General features: G+C 38.7%; 22 protein-coding genes. 3 read left to right on the forward strand and 19 right to left on the reverse strand.

Going from position 1 to position 22845, the window contains the following annotated elements:
- Positions 1-53: 53 nt before the first annotated feature.
- The 9 genes from nrdR to hflK all read right to left on the reverse strand — a co-directional run bounded on the left by nrdR (position 54) and on the right by hflK (position 9929).
- Positions 54-515, reverse strand: coding sequence for a transcriptional regulator NrdR (gene nrdR, locus J2S17_RS09490; RefSeq protein WP_307474164.1), 462 nt, complete (start codon positions 513-515; stop codon positions 54-56).
- Between the two features lie 346 nt (positions 516-861).
- Entirely contained in the window at positions 862-1245 is a 384-nt protein-coding gene (gene speD, locus J2S17_RS09495) for an adenosylmethionine decarboxylase (protein WP_307474167.1), read from the reverse strand.
- Positions 1246-1672: 427 nt separating this feature from the next.
- A complete protein-coding gene (locus J2S17_RS09500; RefSeq protein ID WP_307474169.1) occupies positions 1673-2701 on the reverse strand; it encodes a glyceraldehyde-3-phosphate dehydrogenase in 1029 nt (342 codons plus the stop codon).
- A 283-nt stretch (positions 2702-2984) separates the two neighbouring features.
- On the reverse strand, positions 2985-3584 hold the full coding sequence (gene coaE / locus J2S17_RS09505) for a dephospho-CoA kinase (protein WP_307474234.1): 600 nt from the start codon (positions 3582-3584) through the stop codon (positions 2985-2987).
- Positions 3585-3604: 20 nt separating this feature from the next.
- On the reverse strand, positions 3605-4240 hold the full coding sequence (gene ytaF / locus J2S17_RS09510) for a sporulation membrane protein YtaF (RefSeq protein ID WP_307474170.1): 636 nt from the start codon (positions 4238-4240) through the stop codon (positions 3605-3607).
- Positions 4241-4390: 150 nt separating this feature from the next.
- Positions 4391-5218 carry a DNA-formamidopyrimidine glycosylase gene (gene mutM, locus J2S17_RS09515; RefSeq protein WP_307474171.1) on the reverse strand — a complete coding sequence of 276 codons (828 nt, stop codon included), beginning with the start codon at positions 5216-5218 and terminating at the stop codon, positions 4391-4393.
- A gap of 69 nt (positions 5219-5287) precedes the next feature.
- Positions 5288-7921: a DNA polymerase I gene (polA, locus tag J2S17_RS09520; protein WP_307474172.1), complete on the reverse strand. Its 2634-nt coding sequence runs from the start codon at positions 7919-7921 to the stop codon at positions 5288-5290.
- A 108-nt stretch (positions 7922-8029) separates the two neighbouring features.
- Positions 8030-8968, reverse strand: coding sequence for a protease modulator HflC (hflC, locus tag J2S17_RS09525; protein ID WP_307474174.1), 939 nt, complete (start codon positions 8966-8968; stop codon positions 8030-8032).
- Positions 8961-9929: an FtsH protease activity modulator HflK gene (gene hflK / locus J2S17_RS09530; RefSeq protein WP_307474176.1), complete on the reverse strand. Its 969-nt coding sequence runs from the start codon at positions 9927-9929 to the stop codon at positions 8961-8963. The genes hflC and hflK overlap by 8 nt, the downstream gene beginning before the upstream one ends.
- 109 nt (positions 9930-10038) lie before the next feature.
- Here hflK and J2S17_RS09535 point away from each other — a divergent pair, with 109 nt between their 5' ends.
- A complete protein-coding gene (locus tag J2S17_RS09535) occupies positions 10039-10188 on the forward strand; it encodes a hypothetical protein (protein WP_307474178.1) in 150 nt (49 codons plus the stop codon).
- 254 nt (positions 10189-10442) lie between these two features.
- On the forward strand, positions 10443-10595 hold the full coding sequence (locus J2S17_RS09540; protein WP_307474180.1) for a P-loop NTPase family protein: 153 nt from the start codon (positions 10443-10445) through the stop codon (positions 10593-10595).
- A 147-nt stretch (positions 10596-10742) separates the two neighbouring features.
- Here the strand turns inward: J2S17_RS09540 and pnpS are convergent, their stop codons facing one another.
- The 7 genes from pnpS to J2S17_RS09575 form a co-directional block, all read right to left on the reverse strand.
- Positions 10743-12512, reverse strand: coding sequence for a two-component system histidine kinase PnpS (gene pnpS, locus J2S17_RS09545; protein WP_307474182.1), 1770 nt, complete (start codon positions 12510-12512; stop codon positions 10743-10745).
- Positions 12509-13225, reverse strand: coding sequence for a response regulator transcription factor (locus J2S17_RS09550; protein ID WP_307474184.1), 717 nt, complete (start codon positions 13223-13225; stop codon positions 12509-12511). The genes pnpS and J2S17_RS09550 overlap by 4 nt, the downstream gene beginning before the upstream one ends.
- A 311-nt stretch (positions 13226-13536) precedes the next feature.
- Complete coding sequence (locus J2S17_RS09555; protein ID WP_307474235.1) at positions 13537-14013, reverse strand: MaoC/PaaZ C-terminal domain-containing protein; 477 nt, start codon at positions 14011-14013, stop codon at positions 13537-13539.
- A 179-nt stretch (positions 14014-14192) separates the two neighbouring features.
- Positions 14193-15134 (reverse strand): malate dehydrogenase, encoded by a 942-nt coding sequence (mdh, locus tag J2S17_RS09560; protein ID WP_307474186.1) that lies wholly within the window; start codon positions 15132-15134, stop codon positions 14193-14195.
- A 189-nt stretch (positions 15135-15323) separates the two neighbouring features.
- Positions 15324-16592 carry an NADP-dependent isocitrate dehydrogenase gene (gene icd / locus J2S17_RS09565; protein ID WP_307474187.1) on the reverse strand — a complete coding sequence of 423 codons (1269 nt, stop codon included), beginning with the start codon at positions 16590-16592 and terminating at the stop codon, positions 15324-15326.
- Positions 16593-16829: 237 nt separating this feature from the next.
- Positions 16830-17948 (reverse strand): citrate synthase, encoded by a 1119-nt coding sequence (citZ, locus tag J2S17_RS09570; RefSeq protein ID WP_307474189.1) that lies wholly within the window; start codon positions 17946-17948, stop codon positions 16830-16832.
- Positions 17949-18334: 386 nt separating this feature from the next.
- Positions 18335-18778: a DUF441 domain-containing protein gene (locus J2S17_RS09575; RefSeq protein WP_370874986.1), complete on the reverse strand. Its 444-nt coding sequence runs from the start codon at positions 18776-18778 to the stop codon at positions 18335-18337.
- A gap of 256 nt (positions 18779-19034) precedes the next feature.
- Here J2S17_RS09575 and ytvI point away from each other — a divergent pair, with 256 nt between their 5' ends.
- On the forward strand, positions 19035-20171 hold the full coding sequence (ytvI, locus tag J2S17_RS09580; protein ID WP_370874987.1) for a sporulation integral membrane protein YtvI: 1137 nt from the start codon (positions 19035-19037) through the stop codon (positions 20169-20171).
- Positions 20172-20292: 121 nt separating this feature from the next.
- On the opposite strand, the gene J2S17_RS09585 is transcribed toward ytvI, so the two are convergent.
- The 3 genes from J2S17_RS09585 to pyk all read right to left on the reverse strand — a co-directional run bounded on the left by J2S17_RS09585 (position 20293) and on the right by pyk (position 22786).
- The gene (locus J2S17_RS09585; protein ID WP_307474192.1) at positions 20293-20679 is read right to left on the reverse strand and encodes an FxsA family protein; all 387 of its coding nucleotides are present in this window, start codon (positions 20677-20679) and stop codon (positions 20293-20295) included.
- Positions 20680-20736: 57 nt separating this feature from the next.
- A complete protein-coding gene (locus J2S17_RS09590) occupies positions 20737-20877 on the reverse strand; it encodes a hypothetical protein (protein ID WP_307474194.1) in 141 nt (46 codons plus the stop codon).
- 148 nt (positions 20878-21025) lie between these two features.
- Entirely contained in the window at positions 21026-22786 is a 1761-nt protein-coding gene (pyk, locus tag J2S17_RS09595) for a pyruvate kinase (RefSeq protein WP_307474197.1), read from the reverse strand.
- Positions 22787-22845 lie beyond the last annotated feature (59 nt).

The following is a 22845-nucleotide window of genomic DNA, read 5'->3' on the forward strand; positions in this document are numbered from 1 at the left end:
GCTTTAGCTCATGAACCCTGCTTAAGGGTAAACAGTCGTCTATTTAAAAACGATTAAGATTGTTCCCTCTTAATCAATTCCTTTAACTCTTCGATAAATACATTAATATCTTTAAATTGTCTATACACTGAGGCAAAACGAACATAGGCAACATCATCCACCTTTACAAGCCTGTCCATCACCATCTCGCCAACCTCATCACTTTTTATTTCTGAAACGCCGTTGCTACGAAGCTCCTTTTCAACCTCTGAAGTAATCTCTTCTAACTCCTTCAAAGCAACCGGCCGCTTTTCACAGGCCTTTATAAGCCCGCGCAATATTTTCTCGCGGCTAAACTCTTCTCTTGTTCCTTCTTTTTTGACAACAATCAACGGTATTTCTTCCACTTTTTCAAATGTTGTAAATCTATAGGCACATTTCTCACACTCTCTGCGTCTGCGAATCGATTTACCTTCATCTACAGGGCGAGAATCAAGAACACGTGTATTACTATGTTGGCATGAAGGACATTTCATACAATCAGCTCCGAATCTAACGATCATTTATTCATCATACCACTATCATATTAAAAAGGAGTTGTCAGTACAAGTAGTTGTATACGTTTCCATGCATGGCGGCATAATAAAATCTGTTTTTCTTATCTTAACATAAAAAAGCTTCCTTTATGAATGAGCAAGAAGCATTGACTGTAAAAACAACAATAGGGTGAGGCAATGGAGAATGAATTTAGCATTAATATGTTAAAAACTATTTGGCAGTCTTCTGATGAGAAAGTAAAACATCGAGGTCTTTCACTGGAGCTGGACAAATTAAAAAAGAGCGCAAATTCATTGCACTCTTTGAATAGACAATTTTAGGTTGTTATAGGGCATTTACTTGTTTAGCATTTTTAACTTGAACTGGACCCATACCGCGTGGAATTTCTATGTTTTCACGCGTTTCCGCTCCCAAGGCTTCTGCAATATAATCGGCTGCAATATTTGGATTAAGATCTCCGCATGTATATACATCGATGCTCGCATAGCCATGCTCTGGAAAGCTGTGAATGGTTAAATGAGATTCAGAAATAATAACGACCCCGCTCACACCTTGTGGTGCAAATTTATGAAAGGCAACCTCTCGGACTTCAGCACCAGACTTTAAAGCTGCTCCGACAAAAGTTTGCTCAATAAATTCCATATCATTTAACTTTTCAAAATCGCATCCCCATAATTCTGAGATGACATGACGACCCATTGTTTCCATATTCAAATTTCCCCCTTTACCTTAATGACATGAAGTTCTACTGGATAAAGCATATAACTACCACGGGGGAAAGTTAGTCCAAAGAGGTCCTAACCCTTTAAGTAGCCATTTAGCGCTTTACTCGTTTGAGAAGTTCACGAGGATTAGTATACTTTGTTTGCTATCGTTTTGCAATAAAAGCTTGCAAATTTTTAAGTGAAATTCAAATAAAATAAGCGAAAGGCTTAAAAGGCGGGAAATACTTTTATAATAAAGAACGCTTGTATCGCTTGAGGGGAATAACAAAGCTCATGCTAGCCTTATAATCAAAAGAACCTAAATTGCCTCTTCTTCTCCGAATAGTAAATAATCCATTTGTCTGACAATTGGAAGCGCTAAAAAAAAGCTATCCAAAGAGAGCGAATCTCCGTTGGATAGCTTTTATTCATTAACCTACTTTTACTGCTGATTTACTTAATTCTTCAGCAACATATTTAACTAAGTCAACTACACGGCAAGAGTATCCCCACTCGTTATCATACCAAGCAAGAACCTTTACTTTATTCTCGCCAATTACCATTGTTGATAGCCCATCAATTATAGCTGAGTGCGGGTTTGTAGTAAAGTCGATTGATACAAGCGGCTCCTCTGTGAAATCTAGGATACCATTTAAAGCACCGTGAGAAGCTTCTGCAAACGCATCGTTAATTTCATCAATTGTTACTTCGCGTTTTAAATCAACAACTAAATCAACTAAAGATACATCTGGAGTAGGCACGCGAAGGGACATGCCATGTAATTTTCCTTTCAATTGCGGAAGCACTAAAGAAAGTGCTTTTGCAGCGCCTGTTGAAGTAGGAATAATGGATTGTGCACAAGCTCTTGCTCTGCGCAGATCTTTATGCGGGTTATCCAGGTTCTTCTGGTCATTTGTATAAGCATGAACAGTCGTCATTAAACCGTTTTCAATTCCAAACTTCTCATCTAACACTTTAGCCACTGGTGCTAAACAGTTTGTAGTACACGAAGCATTAGAGATAACATCATGTTCTTCTATATTTAAAGCGTCATCATTTACGCCCATAACAATCGTAACATCTTCATTTGTACCTGGAGCTGAAAGAACAACCTTTTTAGCACCTGCATTAATGTGAAGAATAGCTTTATCTTTAGAATTAAACTTACCAGTTGCTTCAATAACAATATCAATGTTTAATTCTTTCCAAGGAAGCTCCTCAGGATTACGATTGCTTAAAAGCTGAACCCTTTTACCGTTCACAATTAGCGCTTCGGTTTCTGTAACAACTTCTCCTTGGAATGCCCCATGAGTGGAATCATATTTGATCAAGTGTGCAAGTGTTTCAGGTGGGTAGCTTGCATTAATTGCAACGACTTCAAGATTATCATCAAGAATGGCTTTTCTAAAAACCATTCGTCCTATTCTTCCAAAACCATTTATCGCGATTTTCGCTTTCATATTATATTACGGCCCCTTCCGTATTTATGTTATACTTTTTATTGCTTTTAGATGGTATTAGTATAACATATTACCCCCGAAATGTGATGAGTTATTTGCGGAAATTTAAAAGTTCAATTATTCAGAAATGTCTATCTTGCCAACGTCTCGGAAGGAACAATGCCAGTATTAATTGGTGAGGAGTGAGCCTGACTCCATTTACATATTATTCACTTTCCAATTTACTTTTATGAATCATTGAAATGCCTTTCCTACAAAGAAAAAAGAGCCCTAAGAAAGGCTCTTATACAATCTTCCAGCTTTGTAATAGGTTTTGCAGTTGAATTCTTGTTTTTTCAATTGTTCCATTATTATCTATTATATGATCTGCTAGCTGGCGTTTATCATCTAATGGCATTTGAGACTTAATTCTCGCTGTTGCTTCTTCTTCGGAAAATTGATTTCGCTTCATAAGACGAGCCAATTGTATATTTTCATCTACATAAACCAATACTGTTCGATCTGTCATATGTGTAAGCTTGCTTTCAAACAGAAGCGGAATATCTAATATAACGAGTTGCTCATCTCTTTCAATGGCTGCAGCTTTCTGGTCGTTCATTCTTTTTCTGACAGCAGGATGAACAATGCTATTCAGCTTTGAACGTTCCTCCTTATTATTGAAAATAATGGCTCCTAGTTTCTGACGGTCAATGCTTTCATCCTCTTGAAGTAGCCCTTCACCAAAATAATCAACGATTTCTTTATAAGCCGGTTCACCCTTTTCAACTGCTAGCCTCGATTCAACATCTGCATCTATTACTGAATATCCTAAATCTTTTAACATGGCGGACACTGTGCTTTTCCCACTAGCGATTCCTCCTGTCAAACCAACAACCATTGTCATGGTAACCATTCCTTCAACTATTAGATTTTCCATATTCCGATAATAATTAGTATAAGTCCTGGGATAAAGGAGCATTTTTGCATCCAGCCTGCATTTGAAAACAGATCGCCGATTCTCATGCCTGCAAAAACAAATAATGAGCTCATCACGGCGACAGTAAAAGCTAAATAAACTGGTGAGTAACCAAGCATTGCAGCTCCTATACCTGCACCAAAAGCATCTAATGACAATGCCAAGCCAAGGAGAAAAGCTTCAACACCAGTGATTGCTCCAGACTTGTCAATATCAGCGGCCATCGGCTTTTTTAAAATATTGATTACTAAACCTAAAGACTTAATTTCAAAGTTCATAATTGTTTTTTCGTGCGGCAGTACATCTTTGGCTTTTTCAGGTTTGAAAAATTGATATAACACCCATCCGCCTAGGCATATTAAAATAATGCCACCAATACTATCAGCAAATTCAGGTGAAATAAAGCGCGCTATGATATGACCTATTCCCATTGATATCAACAATGTAGCAGCAGAACAACAGGCAATGATAAGGATAGATTTTATCGGAATTTTCATTTTCCTTAATCCATACGTCAGCCCGACGCTAAAGCTATCAAGGCTGACAGCTATAGCCAGTATAAGAAGTGTGATCATCTGCGTCATTTGAAAGAGCTCCTTCCTGCGGGTCGCTAGGATAGTATATGGAAGGAGCCCATCCAATGTTATAGGATAAAATGAAATGATTTTTGCATTATTACAACTGTCTTCACACGTTGACTAAAAGGAGCCTTAACACAGTACCAGCTGGCTCTATCAAGCTTTTTGACAGCTAGGACAAAACACTGTCCCCCGACCTCCTGTAATGGTCCTTTCAAGCGGGGTTCCGCAAATTTTGCAATTTTCTCCTCTTCTGCCATACACAAAAAGCTCAAGCTGAAACAAACCAATTTGCCCTTGTGAGTTAACGTAAGAGCGAATCGTGCTGCCACCCTTTTCAACAGCCTCTGAAAGAGTGGCTTTGATTTCCTCATGCAGCTTGGTACACTCTTGATGAGACAGACTATTAGCCAGTCTTTCAGGATGAATCCTTGATCTAAATAAGGCTTCATCCACATAAATATTCCCCAACCCAACCATTATCTTTTGGTCCAGTAACGCCGATTTAATATGGCGGGAGGTTTTCGCCAGTCTTGCTTTGAGTTCCTCTGCTGTAAACGCATCCGATAGCGGTTCTGGTCCCAAGTGCATCAGCGGGAGTTGAGCGAATTCCTGCCCTTTTAGAAATAGATGCATGGTGCCAAACTTTCTTACATCCTTATAACGAAGTTCCATTTCATCTTCAAAATGAAAAACCACATGTGTATGTTTATCAACTGGTTCATTTTTCTGAAAAAGCCCGTACCTGCCCTCCATCCTCAAATGAGAGACAATTGCATAATCAGTTGTATAAATGATGAGGAATTTCCCCCTACGGCCAACATCCATAACGCGCTGGCCATGTAAGGCATCTATAAACTGAGAGACATCATCGGGATGTTTAATCATTTTTGGCCAACTGACCGTTACTTGTCCGATGATTCTTCCAACGACTAAATCCTTTAATGTCTTTCTGACTGTTTCTACCTCTGGTAATTCAGGCATCGTCATATCTCCTTTTCCTTTAGGATAACGCATGCAAGGGACGAAATTTTCTATTTTGTCGGCATAAGTTTATTTTGCATCAAACCATGTTGGACCATAAGAATAATCAACCTTCAAAGGAACATTTAATTCTACAGCATGTTCCATGACATCAGGGACAATGCCCTCTAATATCTTTATTTCATCCTTTGGTGCTTCAAAAATTAATTCATCATGTACTTGAAGCAGAAGCTTCGCCTGTAAGTTTTCCGATTGCAGACGATCAGCCATATCAATCATTGCTTTCTTAATAATATCTGCTGCACTTCCTTGAATCGGAGTATTCATCGCAGTTCTCTCAGCAAAACTGCGCAAGTTAAAGTTTCTGCTTGTAATTTCAGGCAAGTACCTTCTGCGATGAAGCAATGTCGACACATAGCCTTTTTGCTTTGCCTCTTGAACAATGTCATCCATATATTGCCTCACACCTGGGTAGCTTTTTAAATAGCGATCAATAAATTGACCCGCTTCCTTCCTTGTAATGCCGAGACTCTGAGATAAGCCATAATCACTGATTCCGTAGACTATTCCAAAGTTTACTGCCTTCGCATGGCGGCGCATATTGGATGTAACTTCGTCTTTATCGACATGGAAAACTTCCATCGCTGTTTTTGTATGAATATCCAAATCTTCCTTAAAGGCTGAGATGAGCTTTTCATCACCTGCAATATGGGCAAGTACACGAAGTTCAATTTGTGAATAATCTGCGGCAAAGATAACCCAATCCTTCTCAGAAGGAACAAAAGCTTGTCTAATTTTCCGGCCTTCCTCCAGTCGAATCGGGATGTTTTGCATATTAGGGTCTGTTGAGCTTAAACGGCCTGTTTGGGTAAGAGCCTGGTTGAACCTAGTGTGAACTTTATCTGTCTCCTTATTGACCACTTTAAGCAATCCTTCAATATATGTTGATTGCAATTTACCAAGCTGTCGATAATGAAGAATCTCCCTGATGATTTCGTGCTCAGATTCCAATTTCTCAAGAACATCAGCAGAAGTGGAGTAACCGGTCTTCGTCTTCTTAATCGCAGGCAGCCCTATTTTTTCAAATAAAATAACGCCAAGCTGCTTTGGTGAGTTAATATTGAAGGCTTCACCTGCTAATTCATGTATCCTGCTCTCAATCGCTGAAAGCTTTTCCAAAAGTTCCGTACCCATATTTTGGATTCGTCCTAAATCAAGCTTAATACCCATTGATTCCATATCCGCTAAAATAAGCGATAATGGCAGCTCTAGGTCATAAAACAACTCTGCCTGCTGATTTTTTCTTAGCCCTTCATCTAATTTGCTCTCAAGGGCTGAAAGCGCCACTGCTTTTCTTACAAGATGCTCTGCTAACACCCCATCTTCAGGCACTCTTCTTTTTGCACCTTTTCCATAAAAAGCATCATCTGGCTGTAAAAATGTGTATCCATGACTTTTTGCTACCGATGCAACATCATCAATCGCTTCTGAAGGGTTGATAATATAAGAGGCAAGCAAAAGGTCAAATGAGATTCCTTTTAAATGAATACCATGATGCCTTAAGGACACTTCAGATTTCTTCGCATCATAGACTACCTTTTTCTTCGCTTCATCCTCTGCCCACTTTTTAAATTTTTCAGAGTTTAATGCTTTTTCGGCAGAAATAAAATATCGACCATTACTGTTTACTATCGCAAATCCAAGAATATCTGCATAATGATAATTATCTTCCAGTACTTCTACATAAAAAGCACTTTCATCAGCAAATAACTCATCAGTGATTTCTTCAGCCACACTAAATTCAATATCTTCCAGGATCTGCTCCTCTGCTTCAATATCTCCGCCAATTTTCTCAAGTAAAGAGTTGAATCCAAGCTCTTTGAACAGGTTTACTAGCTTCTCTTGTTCAAACCCATCATAAGCAGATTCAGATATCGTTATTTCAACAGGTGCTTCTCTTAGAATCGTGGCAAGCTCCTTACTCATGATCGCCTGTGCCTTGAATTCTACTAGCTTTTCCTTTAACTTATTACCGCTTACTTCATCAATTGATTGAAGAAGATTTTCGAGGGTTCCAAATTCCTTGAGTAATTTTAACGCTGTTTTTTCACCAACCCCTGGCACTCCTGGAATATTATCTGAACTATCTCCCATTAGCCCTTTCATATCAATGATTCGCTCGGCAGTAATTCCATATTTTTCTTTGATATGTTCAGGTGTATACTCTTCAATTTCTGTGATCCCTTTTTTGGTAATGGAAACAGTCGTATGGTCAGAGCTTAATTGAGTTAAATCCTTATCGCCTGAAATGACCTTGACTTCAAAACCATCTTTTTCTGCTTGCAAGGATAAAGTACCAATTATATCATCGGCTTCATAATTTTCCAGCTCATAACGAGAGATACCATATGCATCTAGAAGCTCTCTAATAAATGGAAATTGCTCCGAAAGTTCCGGAGGCGTTTTTTGCCTTCCTCCTTTATACTCAGTGAATGTCTTATGGCGAAAGGTTGTTTTTCCAGCATCAAATGCCACAAGGATATGAGAGGGATTTTCGTCCTCTAATATCCGCATGAGCATCATCGTAAAACCATAAACTGCATTAGTATGTATCCCTTTATCATTATTCAAAAGAGGTAGTGCAAAGAAAGCGCGATAGGCGATACTATTGCCGTCAATTAGTACTAACTTCTTTTCATTCAAATCAATTTCTCCTCCTAGAGCACTGCCTTTTCCATAAAAAAAGCCGTTATTTTTCTTTATTTTATCACGACTCGGTGAATAAAGAAAAATAACGGCAGTATGAAAAACTTAATCAGTATAGCCCATTAACAGACGTGCATAGGGGGAATCTGATGGTAGAATAATAACCGTTTCTCCATTGATGGTTTTCTTATATGATTCAAGCGTCCGATATAATGAATAGAATTCTGGGTCTTTCGAGAATGCCTCATTATATGTCTTCGCTGCCCCAGCTTCTCCTTCTGCGCGGATAATTTCAGCTTCCGCATCTGCTTTTGCTAATGTTTCCTTAACCTCTTTATCGGTTTCTGCAATCATAATATTCTTGTCTGCATCACCTTTAGATAAATACTCTTGAGCAGTGGAGTGCCTTTCCGAAATCATCCTGGTAAAAACGGATGCTTCATTTTCTGCAGGAAGATCTGTACGCTTGATCCTTACATCCGTCACCACAACGCCGTAACCATCTTGTTCGAGAAGTTCATTTACCCTATCAGTAATTTGATCATTCAATGAACCACGTGACGATTTTTCATCATTTATAATTTCATCATAGTTTAATTGTCCGAGTAAAGTCCTTGTAACCGAGTAAATAAAATCTCTAATTTTTGCCTCTGCACCTTCCAAAGTTCTGGCATTGGCAATCATGCTCCTCGGATCTTCAATTCGCCAAACGGCATAGTTGTCAATAATCATCCGCTTTTTATCTTTTGTATTAATCTCAGCTTCTGATACATCATATTTGAGCTGATACTTTGGCAATGTAGTGACATTTTGAATAAATGGTATTTTATAGCTTAAACCCGGCTCACGTTCAATTCTTACTACTTCCCCAAATTGGCGGACTACTTTATACTCGCCTTCTTTTACTATGAAAAGGTTTGTGAAAATAAAGATGACTGCGGCAATAAGCAGCACTAGAAAAACACCGATTTTTGTATATTTCCTCCAATTAAAATCTCCGTTGCGATTTTTAGGATTAAAGTTGAGAATTTTTTCGTCACTCATTGTCTTCACTTCCTTCCTCAGCTGGCGGCTTTGGCTGTTCTTTTTCCATTTGTCTGATTGGGAAGTATTTCATTGTGTTGCCATCATCATTCATGATATAAATTTCAGCTGACGGCAGCACCTGCTCCAATGTTTCAAGGATGAGTCGCTCTTTAGTTATGTCCTTATTGCCTTTATATTCATTGTAAAGTTCGTTAAAGACAGCAACATCTCCACGCGCTCTTTCCAGCCGTGCTGCCCTTTCTCCTTCAGCCCTGGACTTGATTGCGTCTTCTTCCCCTTTAGCCTCATTTAGCTTTTGATTGCGATATTTTTGCGCTTCATTAATTTTCGTATTGCTCGTTTCCCTTGCATCTGTTACATCTGTAAAAGCTTTGCGAACGTCATCATTAGGCAGCTCTACATCCTGCAGCTTAACCGCTAAGATAGATATCCCCACATCATACTTTTCTACTAATGATGAAAGCAGTTCCCGAACATCCGCCTCGATTTCTGCCTTGCCCGATGTCAGTGCATCATCAATTTTAGAGCTTCCTATAATGCTTCTTAGTGAAGCTGATGTGCTATCATAAAGTATTTCTTGTGGATCCTCCGCATTAAAAAGGTATTTTTCAGGATCTGTAATTTTCCATTGCACAACTAAATCAGCTAGAACTATATTCTCGTCACCCGTTATCATCTTTGTTTCGCTTGGAAAATCCTTCACTTTGCCATCTTTCTCTTCATAGCCAAATTGCAAGCTAAAGGTTTCCTTTGAGAGCTTTTCAACATGCTGAATTGGCCATGGCAATTTGAAATGCAGCCCTGGTTCTGACACAGCGTCCTCAGCCTTGCCAAAGGTTAATATGACAGCTTGATCTGATTCGTCTACTGTATACCAAGTAGTCAGTGCAACCACTCCCAGCAGTAAAATCAAGAGGCCAAGCCCTGTAATCGTGTAAACTCTTTTTAAACTTACCATTCGTTTTTTTCTCCCCTTCCCCTAGTGCCTCATACATTTCATACGAACCTATAACAGAAAAGTTTCAAAATATTTCATTATTGTTTCAGATACAACATTGAACATTACTATGACTATTCATGATGAGGATCGCCTATTCCGCTGCATGTGGTTCCACAATACAAAAGAAGAGAGCGGGGTTGGCTCTCTTCTCTCAGGTATTGCTGTTATGAAGGGGTTTTCAAGATTATTATACAATTATCATGTAAAGGAAAAATAAAGAGCATGTTAAATTGCAGTAAACGAGGGAGCTTTTATGAGACTATATAACAGCAGAGCGAATTAGTCCCGCCCCCCCTCGCTCTTTCTGGTTAGCCCTGATCCCAATATCTATGCTTTGGAGAATTGCTACCGATCAAGCTGATAAAAGCTTTAGGCAATAGCTGGGCAACTATGATGGTCGGTTATTGCTTATCCTGACTTTCCGGCCGTTTCTTTAGCCTCTTTTACAATTGCATTAATAATTTCGCGTTGATGGAAGATCCGGATATTCTAATCCTTGATGAGCCGATGAACGGCTTGGATAACCGCGGGGTTGCCTATATTCGGGAGCTCCTGCTAGAGCTCAAGGACAAGGGGAAAATGATCGTACTTGCCAAAATATTTAGTTCTATTATCACATGTTAAATACTAGATTTCAATTACTGCTGTTAAACCTAGCCATTTTTACAATCCTTTCTCCTAATTAGTCATTGTTTTGCCATATTGTCTAACAAAGTGGGCTGATGTACACAAAAAAAATAAAGCCAGCTCCCAATGAGAGCTGGCTTTTCATTACTTGTCAATAAACTCTTTATTCAGTTCAATATGAAAGACGGTGCCTTTGCCAATTTCGCTTTTCACTGTAATCAGCCCTTTATGGGCTTCAACCAAATGTTTCACAATGGCGAGGCCGAGACCGGTGCCGCCGGAATTCCTGCTTCTTGCTCTGTCAACCCGATAGAAACGTTCAAATATCCGCGGAATTTCTTCCTGCTCTATTCCTATACCGGTATCTTCAATCTCTATTAGGACCTTGGCATCATCGCCAGCGATCTTTATAGCGACAATTCCTCCATTAGGCGTATAGGAGATGGCGTTGGATACAATATTGATAAACACCTGCTTCATGCGATAAGGATCCGCTTCAATCAATATCGTTTCTTTCTCCTTCTCAATAGATATTGTGATGTTCTTCTCTTCAGCTTTTCTATTAACAATCGCAATGACTTCATTTATTACAGTAAGCAAGTCAAATTTTTCAATTGATAAGCTGAAGCCCTGCTGCTCTATTTTAGATAGATCTAGTAAATCCTGGATCAATGTTTGCAGGCGCTCGCTCTCCTGTAAAATAATCTTTAGGAATTGATTGAGGGCTTCCTTATCCTCCATCGCACCGTCCAGCAATGTCTCAGAGAAGCCTTTAATAGAAGTGATCGGTGTTTTCAGTTCATGAGAAACGTTAGCGACAAAATCTCTGCGGATCTGCTCCAGCTTCTTGATTTCAGAGATATCATGAAAAACAAGTAAAACGCCTTTCCAAACATCATTCATGCCAATAATAGGCACACCATACACTTCAAAATGCTTTCTTTCTATTCCAATTGGAATTAACAGCTGCTTTCTCACCTTATGCTCAGTCATGAAGATCTCTTCAATGAGATCTGTTACCTCTTTATGATCGATCACATCATAATACAATTCATTGATATATTCAGCGGAATCTGTATGAAAAACTTCTTTATATGTTCTATTGACTAAATTGATATAGCCTTTGCTATCGATTAGAATAAGGCCGCTGCCCATATTTTCAATCAATGTACTTAAACGATCCTGATGCATTTCCTGTGACTTGACCATATCTTGCAGATTCCGTGCAAGAATGTTGATTGAACTGCTCAGTTTCCCAGTCGCAGCTAAATTATTGTCATAGGTTCTTGCGCGGTAATTCCCCTTGGCCAATTCAATCGCTACTCTAGTAGCCGCTTCAATTGGCTTAGTATAACGGGATGTAATTGAAGACCCTAGGAAAATAATGATCACAAGTGCAAGTGTAAGACAAATAATTAATATCCACCAAATTTGCTGATAGGCATTTTCAAGCTCATCCATTTTTGCACTTAAGAATATGTACCCTTCTTGGCCGTCGCCATTAGAAGCAATAATAGGTTTCCAGTAATAATGATAGTCGTAGCCTCCGCCAATCTCTTTAGCATTCAGTGATTTCTCATCTTCAGCTATAATTTCTGCTATGATTTCCTCATGGCGCTGAATTGGATCTGTTTTGCCGCTATCAAACTCAATCGCGGCATTATTTGCTGCAATTGTTACACGCAAACCAAGAGTATCACTAAAACCCTTAACTTTATCAGCAGTAAGGGATTGTATGCCTCCTAAATCGCCGATATAGTTGGAGAGCATGTCAGTTTCTTTTTTTAAGCGTTCATCAAAAACCTGAATATAATAGCTTTTGAAAAGTTGCCCCAACAAAAGCCCAAGACAAATTAATACCGCCAAAATAAGCGTGATTAATGCAAAAAAAAGCTTTGAACGAAAGATTTTCATTCCGGTTTGGGCTCCTCAAGCTTATATCCCAGTCCACGAATTGTTTTTATATAAGCAGGTTTTTTTGTGTTTTGTTCGATTTTATCCCTTAAGTGACTAATATGAACGTCCACAATTCTCGTATCCCCTGCAAAATCATAATTCCAAACGGCACTTAACAGCTGATCGCGCGTTAATACCCTGCCTTTGTTCTTTGCTAAATACAAAAGTAATTCAAACTCTTTTGGCGTGAGCTCTAGTAATTCTTCCTCAAAATAAACCTCGTATCTATCAGGATAAATCTTTAAGCCAACGATTTTAATATACTCTGTATCATCCTCTTGGGAAGCCTCTTCATCGTATTGGATTTGGGTTCTGCGCAAAATTGCTTTTACACGTGCGACTACTTCCCGAGGACTAAACGGCTTCGTCATATAATCATCTGCACCTAGTTCCAATCCCAGAACCTTGTCGAACTCATCATCCTTTGCCGTTAACATCAATATGGGAGTCATCAACTTTTTTTGTCTAAGCTGTTTACAAACTTCGATTCCATCCAGTTTTGGCAGCATCAAATCTAACACAATCAAATCTAATTTCTCTGTGAGAGCAATATTTTTCCCCTCTTCACCATCTGCTGCTGTAAGCACATCGTAACCCGCCTGCTGCAGGTTATACTGTAATAATGTAACGATTGATTGTTCATCATCAACAACTAGCACTTTTTTATTCATAAAGCCCTCCGATATTTATATTCCCCTCAATATGACAAGTGCACCAAGTAAGAATGGCCTTTGCCAATCTTCACTGAATGCAGAAAACCCCAATACCACAATCATATTATAATATAAATTCACTCTCAAAGAACAACCTTTAGATAAAATTGCTATCAAATAGGGGAAACAAGGAAGAATATCATATCATCTCTTAAATGCCCACGATTTCATATTATAAATGACCTTCAGAATGGCTAGTCGTTGCAGCTGAACAAAAAAACCTAAACCATTCATCCCCGAATAGTTTAGGTTTCCCAATTTTTTATTTTTTAAAAGTTATCTAATGCTTGACCATCAATTTTAGCTATTTTATGAGGCGGACAGACGATAAGTTTCCCCAAAAGAATCGTTTCCTCTGCTTCATTGGTCGCGTGAACTTGCATTTCAATCGTCTGGTCATCCTCATTAATCCTTTTAACTTCTAATAGAAACTGGACAGATGCATAATGATGAACAGGCTTCATATACTCTATCTCTTGCTTCATCACATGACTGCCTGGTCCAGGCAGATATTTTGAGATTGCCGCATGAATCATCCCGTTCAACATGATACTTGGTACAATTGGTTTTTTATGGGGTGTCTGTGAAGCATAGTCATGCTGAATATAGAGAGGGTTGGCATCATCTGTTAATCCTAGATAAAGCAATAAATCCCTATCCTCAATTTTTTCAGTAAATGTAAGTTTTTCCCCGACAGATATTTCTTCAATCTTTCTGCCGATCTTTCTTTTTTTCCCTAGCATTATCTGCACCTCCGCCTATGTGTAAACGTTTACAAAGTTGTGAGTAAAAATAGACTGTCTAACTATTTATAGTTTTCAGTCTATTCATTACATCATAACATGTAATTCTTTTCTACAAAAGCTTTAAATGAAAAAAATTCGGGGGAAATCCCCGAATTTCTTATGTTTCTATTTTTACTAAATTATGCTAAAACAGCCATAACACTACGAACTGCTTCAGCAGATTTGTCTAGTGCCGCTTTTTCATCAGCCGTTAATTCAAGCTCGATTACTTTTTCGATTCCGTTTGCACCAAGGATTGTCGGTACACCAAGATAGATTCCCTCATATCCGTATTCTCCTTCAAGGTAAGCGATTGTAGGGAGGACACGGCGTTGATCTTTAAGAATTGCTTCACACATTTCAACTAATGAAGCAGCTGGTGCATAGTATGCACTTCCGTTACCAAGAAGATTAACAATTTCTCCGCCGCCTTTACGTGTGCGTTCAACAATTGCTTCTAAACGATCCTTAGGGATTAATGTTTCTAATGGAATACCGCCAGCATATGAGTAGCGTACTAAAGGTACCATGTCATCACCATGTCCGCCAAGAACGAAACCAGTGATATCTTTAACAGAAAGGTTTAGTTCTTGAGCGATGAACGTACGGAAACGAGCAGAATCCAGAACACCTGATTGGCCGATTACACGGTTTTTAGGAAATCCAGACTCTTTAAAGATTGTGTAAGTCATTGCATCAACCGGATTTGTCAAAACAAGAATTAATGCATTTGGAGAATATTTAACTGTTTCTTGCGCAACACTCTTCATGATTTTTTGGTTAGTTTGGACCAAATCGTCACGGCTCATGCCTGGCTTGCGAGCGATACCAGCAGTGATGACTACGATGTCTGAGTCTTTAGTATCTTCATAGTTGGAGGTACCAGTGATGTTTGCATCAAAACCTTGAACAGGGCTAGCTTCGAGCATATCAAGCGCTTTGCCTTTTGTCGGGTTTTCCATTTGTGGGATATCGACCAACACAACATCCGCTAACTCTTTTTGTGCCAATAAAAATGCTGTTGTTGCTCCTGTGAAGCCTCCGCCGATTACGGATACCTTTTTACGTTTTAATGATGACAAGTTAAATTCCTCCTCTGTAAAATATCAAACCTTAGCTTGAATGATTATGTAAGAAAGCTATTAACGTGAGCACGACACACGACATCCCCCTACAGGTTGCAGGGGGGCCAGTGCTGATTTATTCAATCAAATCTTCGTGTATCGCTGTTTTCATAATAACCTTCTTCTATTTTAAACATACTTACTGAATTAATCCATGTTCTTAATAAGTTCGTCTCCGAATTCAGAACATTTCACTTCAGTTGCTCCATCCATTAAACGAGCAAAGTCATAAGTAACAACTTTTGCAGCGATGGATTTTTCCATAGATTTTTCAATTAAATCAGCCGCTTCATTCCAGCCTAAGTGTTTAAGTAATAGCACGCCAGAAAGGATAACAGATGATGGATTTACTTTATCAAGGCCAGCATATTTTGGAGCTGTACCATGTGTTGCTTCAAAAATGGCATGTCCAGTTTCATAGTTGATGTTAGCTCCTGGTGCAATTCCAATTCCTCCTACTTGCGCTGCAAGTGCATCAGAAATGTAATCACCATTTAAGTTCATTGTAGCTACTACATCAAATTCGTTCGGACGAGTAAGAATTTGTTGTAAGAAAATATCTGCGATCGCATCTTTAACGATGATTTTACCAGCAGCCTCTGCATCAGCTTGGGCTTTATTCGCAGCATCTGTTCCATCAGCGTCTTTGATACGGTCATATTCAGCCCATGTAAATACTTTATCGCCATATTCTTTTTCTGCAAGCTCATAGCCCCAGTTTTTAAATGCGCCTTCAGTAAATTTCATGATGTTGCCTTTATGAACTAGAGTTAATGATTTACGGCCTTCTTTGATCGCATATTCAATTGCTGAACGAACAAGGCGTGTAGTGCCTTCTTCAGAAACTGGTTTAATACCGATACCTGAAGTTTCAGGGAAACGGATGTTTTTTACACCCATTTCATCTTGTAGGAATGAGATCAGTTTTTTTACTTCGTCAGAGCCTTTAGCATACTCGATTCCAGCGTAGATATCTTCAGTGTTTTCACGGAAAATAACCATATCTGTATCTTGTGGACGCTTAACTGGTGAAGGTACACCTTCGAACCAGCGTACTGGACGCAAGCATACAAATAGATCTAATTCTTGGCGAAGAGCAACATTCAATGAACGAATACCGCCACCGATAGGAGTTGTAAGCGGACCTTTAATAGCGATTAAGTATTCATTAATTACATCAAGTGTTTCTTTAGGAAGCCATTCACCTGTTTGGTTAAAAGCTTTTTCACCTGCTAGTACTTCTTTCCATACTAATTTACGTTCACCTTTATAGGCTTTTTCTACTGCTGCATCTAAAACCTTAGAAGATGCCGCCCAAATATCTGGACCTGTTCCGTCTCCTTCAATGAAAGGAACGATTGGTTGATTTGGTACATTTAATACTCCATTGCTTACTGTGATTTTTTCTCCGTTCATACTAAGTTCTCCCTCCAATTTGCGATGTTATCCTACTATTTAAGTCAAGCTTAAAATAACACCGTTTCAAACATATCAGAATCAAAGGTTAGAAGGCAAATGCCCCTAACCTTTTTTCTAATTTCTCTATAAGCGTCCTTCTTTTCTTAAGAAAAGGGTCGCCTTAATTATTATCATCAATATTTCAAAAATTCAATAGAAACACACTTCCAAATGAAGTCATTCCCGTTTTAAAATTTATCCTCTTTGCTCAACTGGAATATATTTTTGCATTCCTGGACCTGTGTAATCTGCACGAGGGCGGATTAAACGGTTGTTCGCATATTGCTCCAAGATATGTGCAAGCCATCCAGAAACACGGCTTACCGCAAAGATCGGTGTGAATAAATCATGATCAATACCTAAGCTGTGATAAACAGACGCTGAATAGAAATCAACATTAGGAGGTAGGTTTTTCTCACCAGTAACGATGCTTTCAATCTTTGTAGACATTTCATACCAGTGAGGCTCACCAGTTAGTTCAGTCAATTTCTTAGACATTTCTCTAAGATGCTTTGCTCTTGGATCCCCTTGACGATAGACGCGATGTCCGAATCCCATTATTTTTTCTTTATTGTCCATTTTTGAGCGAATAGCAGGCTCTACATTTTCAAGCGTGCCGATTTCAGTCAGCATTTTCATTACCGCTTCATTTGCACCGCCATGCAAAGGCCCTTTTAAGGCGCCAATCGCTGCTGTCACACCTGAATATACATCTGATAAAGTGGCAACACATACACGAGCAGTAAATGTAGAAGCATTTAGCTCATGGTCTGCATGAAGAACGAGCGCTTTATCAATTGCTTCAACAGCAATCGCTTCAGGTTCCTTATCGTTTAACATATAAAGGAAGTTCGCTGCAAAACCTAAGTTTTTATTAGGAGCAACTGGCTCTAGCCCTTTCCTCACACGAGCGAATGCAGCAACAATTGCCGGCATTTTCGCTTGTAGGCGAATGGCTTTTTGATAGTTCGATTCTTCTGTCATCACATCAGCTTCTGAATCATACAAGCCGAGCAATGATACAGCTGAACGAAGTGCTGCCATGGGATGTACTTGATCAATCGGATATGTCTTAAAGTGATCCAGGACCTCTTTAGGTAAATCTGCATTCTCAGCTAATTGGCTTTTCAACTCATCCAATTGAGCTTGTGTTGGTAGATTTCCGTGCCATAAAAGATAAATCACTTCTTCAAAACTCGCATTTTCCGCTAAATCATCAATATCGTAACCTGCATATGTTAAAGTATCATCGATGATCGAACTGATAGATGATGTAGTTGCTACTACCCCTTCAAGACCGCGTGTTGCTGTCATATCAAACATCTCCTTCACAAAATTATATTCCCCATACCCATCTGTCCGCAAAAAAGATTGCACAATAAATTTTCCAGCTTATCAGAATTTTTTACTGATATATATTGGCTTATCCAGCCGAAATTAGCCGACTATAAAGTCGGGAGACAGACCAAATGACAATTATGGTCAGATTTCTACCTGACAAGGAACGGTTATCTGAGCGTTTGTTCAGAAAAAACCGATAAGAAAATGCTTACATTTTCTTTTAAGTAATAATCATATTAAAAATTTCATAATCTCTACTATCGGACCACACACTTACATGTACTATTATAAACAATTATCAGACTTTTGTGAAACGAAAACTGCATAAAATATTAAATTAATTGTTTTCTTAAAAAACATTATTTGATATATTCATATATTCTCATCACCATATATGCAATGCCTGCCCCTATGAGCGGGCCAACTGCTACCCCTTTAAAGAGGGAAACTGCTAGTATTGTTCCTAATACTAGAGCCGTTGTAATATGAGGATCTTCCGATAGAAGAGTAATACCCCCTTTTGCCAAAAGAGCTACGGCAATCCCAGAGACGAGGGCAACCCACGCAAATGGCGACTTAAAAGCATCACCTAAATCTCTGAATCCGATTTGACCGCTGGCAATCGGAGCAAGAACCGCGATTGTTATAATCGTTACTCCCCAATTTATGCCTTTTGTCTGAATGAGAGAGAATATCTTTGCATCGAGTCCAAGTGCTTTAAGGACTAGCAAAACGCCAACAGCAATCATTAAAGATTGATTTTTAGCAACGATACTAATTCCCAACAGAAGCAATAAAAACATGGCTGATTGAGTAAACAAAACTTTCACCTTCCTGTGATTGATGTTATTTTAACATAATTTCGAAAAAAGATAAAATTAATTTAAATAATAGACTGAACATTGAAAACGAAATGACAAGACAGAAAAGAATTATTATGGATGAAAGCTATAAAATGCTGACTGAAATACAATATCTTACTATTCATTTTTTTATATAGATAGAAACTAAAATGGTGTATGATATCCTTATGGTATATCATAATTATTGGAAGAAACAATGCTTGGAGGTTTGATTTTATTGAATGCCATTTATCTTCAACGAACTTTACGATTTTTATTAGTAATTGGACTAGTTGTACTTTTTTTCGTTTGCTTTTTCTTTGTGGCAAAGTTAACCTATCCTTTTTTAATCGCTTTAGGCATCGCATTTCTCATCAATCCGCTAATTAACTTCTTTCATCACAAATGGAGAATACCACGTGCACTCGCTGTACTTCTTGCACTTATTCTCATTTTTGCGATTGCAGCAGGTCTTGTTACATTGCTCATTGCTGAAATTGTATCAGGGACCACCTATCTGGCTAACGTAGTACCAAACCATTTAGAAACACTGATTACGCATATCGAACAATTTTTTGCAGCTCAAATTATTCCAATCTATAATCAATTAACAAGTCTTTTTAATAATCTTGGAACAGGACAGCAAGATACCATTCTTGCAAATATTGAAAGCGTGGGGAAAAATATTGGAAACACTTTAGGTGTGTTTATTCAATCCTTTTTTGAAAATATCCCAACAATCATTTCATGGTTTCCAAATGCTGCAACTGTCATCATCTTTTCTTTGTTAGCGACATTTTTTATCAGTAAGGATTGGCAACGTCTTACAAGGATTTTTAATAGGCTTATCCCTCATCGCGTCAAGAAAAGCAGTCTAACCGTTTTTAATGATTTAAAAAAGGCCTTGGTCGGTTTTCTAAAGGCACAGGCCACGTTGATTTCCATTTCAACAGTGATTATTTTAATTGGATTACTCATTTTACAAGTTGATTATGCCATTACAATCGCTCTTATCGCTGGTATCGTCGATATCATCCCCTACCTTGGAACAGGACTGATTTTTGTCCCTTGGATTATTTATGAAGCCATCGCCGGCGAGATGAGCCGAGCCGTTGGTCTAGGAGTCCTTTATACGATTGTAATTGTACAAAGACAAGTCATGGAGCCAAAAATCCTCTCCTCGAACATCGGGCTTGACCCATTAGCAACCTTGATCGCATTATTTGTTGGATTTAAGCTCATTGGATTCCTTGGCTTAATTGTTGGACCAGTTTCGCTCGTCATTATAACGACATTGCATAAGGCCAATGTCTTTCGAGATATTTGGTCCTATATTAAGGGAACTGAGGCTTAAAATAATGCAAGAACCATGTGAACCCAACTAACAATAAACGTCACTCTTTCAATATAAGAGTGACGTTTTTATTATATATGCGGGAGAGCTTAGTTACTTTCCAGCTATCCCCTGATGTCGATTATCTGATTATTTTTATATTGCCATGGTCTATGCGCTTTTTTATCATTTTGTAAATAAATGCTTTAAGGCTATTCCTGACAAATGGCAGAAGTAGCAAGATACCCACTGCATCTGTTATGAAACCTGGTACAATCAATAAAACTCCACCGATGAAAATACATACACCATCCAAAAGCGTCTGACCAGGCATTTCACCATATTGAAGCTGGCGTTGCATCTTTCTCATTGTTTCCAGTCCTTGCCGCTTTGCAATATAAGCACCGACAATTGCTGTTAAGAGAATTGCTAAGAAAGTAGGTCCTACTCCAAAGGTATTTCCTGCCATCAGCAGAACAATGAGTTCCAATGCTGGAACAGTTAACAAAAGCAAAAGACCGTAGCGCATATGTGCCACCTCATTACATATTTAATAATTCTATTTTAACAGAAATACTTCATTTACTTAAATAATACACACGATAATAATATACATGCTTTCCTTAATGGAAATGGATTGAGGGAGAGGACTTAATAACAATCGTGATAACAGATCATCTATCCACTCCATATAATCAAACGGGAGGAACAATATAATTCCGCTCATATGGCGAGTTTCCCACTAATAACTTATTATTAATAAAAATTCCTGGTATTATACTTTCGAAAATAGCGTTATTCCAAAATAACAACAGATGCAATACTTATACGGTTAAACCTTATAAAAATACAAAAAAGAAGGGAATCCCCTTCTTTTAAAGTACGCTCGCATGGCCATTATAGATAATTCCTCTATGAGAATCAACCGTAATATCTTGTCCATCTTGAATAATTTTTGTAGCATCTTGCAGTCCAACAATTACAGGAATGCCTATATTCAGACCAACTACAGCTGCATGGCTAGTCAAGCCGCCTTCTTCTGTAATTAAAGCACTGCATTTTTCAATCGCAGGAACCATTTCTCGGTCAGAGCCAATCGTTACAAGAATGGAGCCCTCAGTTACTTTTTCCAGCGCTTCACTAGCATTGCGGGCAATAACCGCTTTACCGAAAGCTGACTTGCGTCCAATTCCTTGCGCTTTGGCAAGAATATCACCGACAACATGGATCTTCATCAGGTTTGTCGTCCCAGCTTCACCAACAGGAACCCCCGCAGTGATTACAACTAAATCGCCTGAAGATACAATCCCGCTTTTTAAACTTTCTTCGACCGCAATATCGAGCATATCATCTGTTGTTCTTGCCTTTTGCCCTATTTGCGGATAAACTCCCCATATTAATGCTAAACGTCGTGATACATACTCATTTGAAGTAACGGCTACAATCGGATTGATCGGGCGATACTTAGAAATCATTCTTGCTGTATGACCGCTTTCTGTCGGTGTAATAATTGCACTTACACCAAGGTTTAAGGCGGTATGCGCAACCGATTGTCCAATTGCGTCTGTTACATTATGCTTATTATTTTTGCTTCTGTTCGATAATATTTCCCGATGATTGAGCGCAGTTTCTGCTCGAGACGCAATATTATGCATGGTTTGGACAGCCTCAACCGGATAGGACCCAGCAGCTGTTTCGCCAGACAACATAATTGCATCAGTACCATCAAAGATTGCGTTAGCCACATCACTCGCTTCGGCTCTTGTTGGACGTGGGTTGCGCTGCATAGAATCAAGCATCTGAGTGGCTGTAATAACTGGCTTCCCAATTTCATTACATTTTTTGATCAATTGCTTTTGCACAAGTGGCACTTCCTCAGCAGGAATTTCTACCCCTAAATCGCCGCGCGCCACCATGAGTCCATCAGAAACCTCAAGAATTTCGTCTATATTATCAACACCCTCCTGATTCTCTATCTTAGGAATGATGTTAATTTGGGTTGCATGGTTTTCTTCAAGAAGCTGTCTAATTTCCAAAACATCTGATGATCTTCGCACAAATGAAGCTGCAATAAAGTCTACTTGCTGTTCAATGCCGAAGAGGATATCATTAGCATCCTTTTCTGTTATTCCCGGAAGATTTACCGACACTCCTGGAACGTTTACACCTTTTTTATTTTTCAGTGTCCCGCTATTTAAAATTTTTGTAAGAATTTCCCCATTTTCTTTATCAATGGATTGAACTTCTAAACCAATTAGCCCATCATCCAATAGGATTTTTGACCCTTCATGAATATCTTCAATTAGCCCTGAGTATGTAACAGAGAATTTCTCCGGTGTTCCCTCAACCTCATTCATGCTGACTATGATATCATTGCCAGCGACTAATTCTATCGCTCCGTCCCTCATATTATTTGTACGAATTTCCGGACCTTTCGTATCTAACAATATAGCGATGGTAGAACCTGTTTGTTTGGCTGCTTCTCTAATATTTTTAATACGCTCGCCATGTTCTTCAAAATTACCATGTGAAAAATTCAGTCGAGCTACGTTCATGCCAGAATCCATAAGCTGGACGAGCTTTTCCACACTTTCACTTGCTGGACCAATCGTACAAACGATTTTTGTTTTACGCATAAAAAATAAACCTCCTAAATTGTTTAAAGAAAAAGAATATCTTCATATCATTCTTTTAT

Origin of the sequence: Cytobacillus purgationiresistens, from assembly GCF_030813235.1 — a bacterium.
Taxonomy (GTDB): Bacteria; Bacillota; Bacilli; order Bacillales; family Cytobacillaceae; genus Cytobacillus; species Cytobacillus purgationiresistens.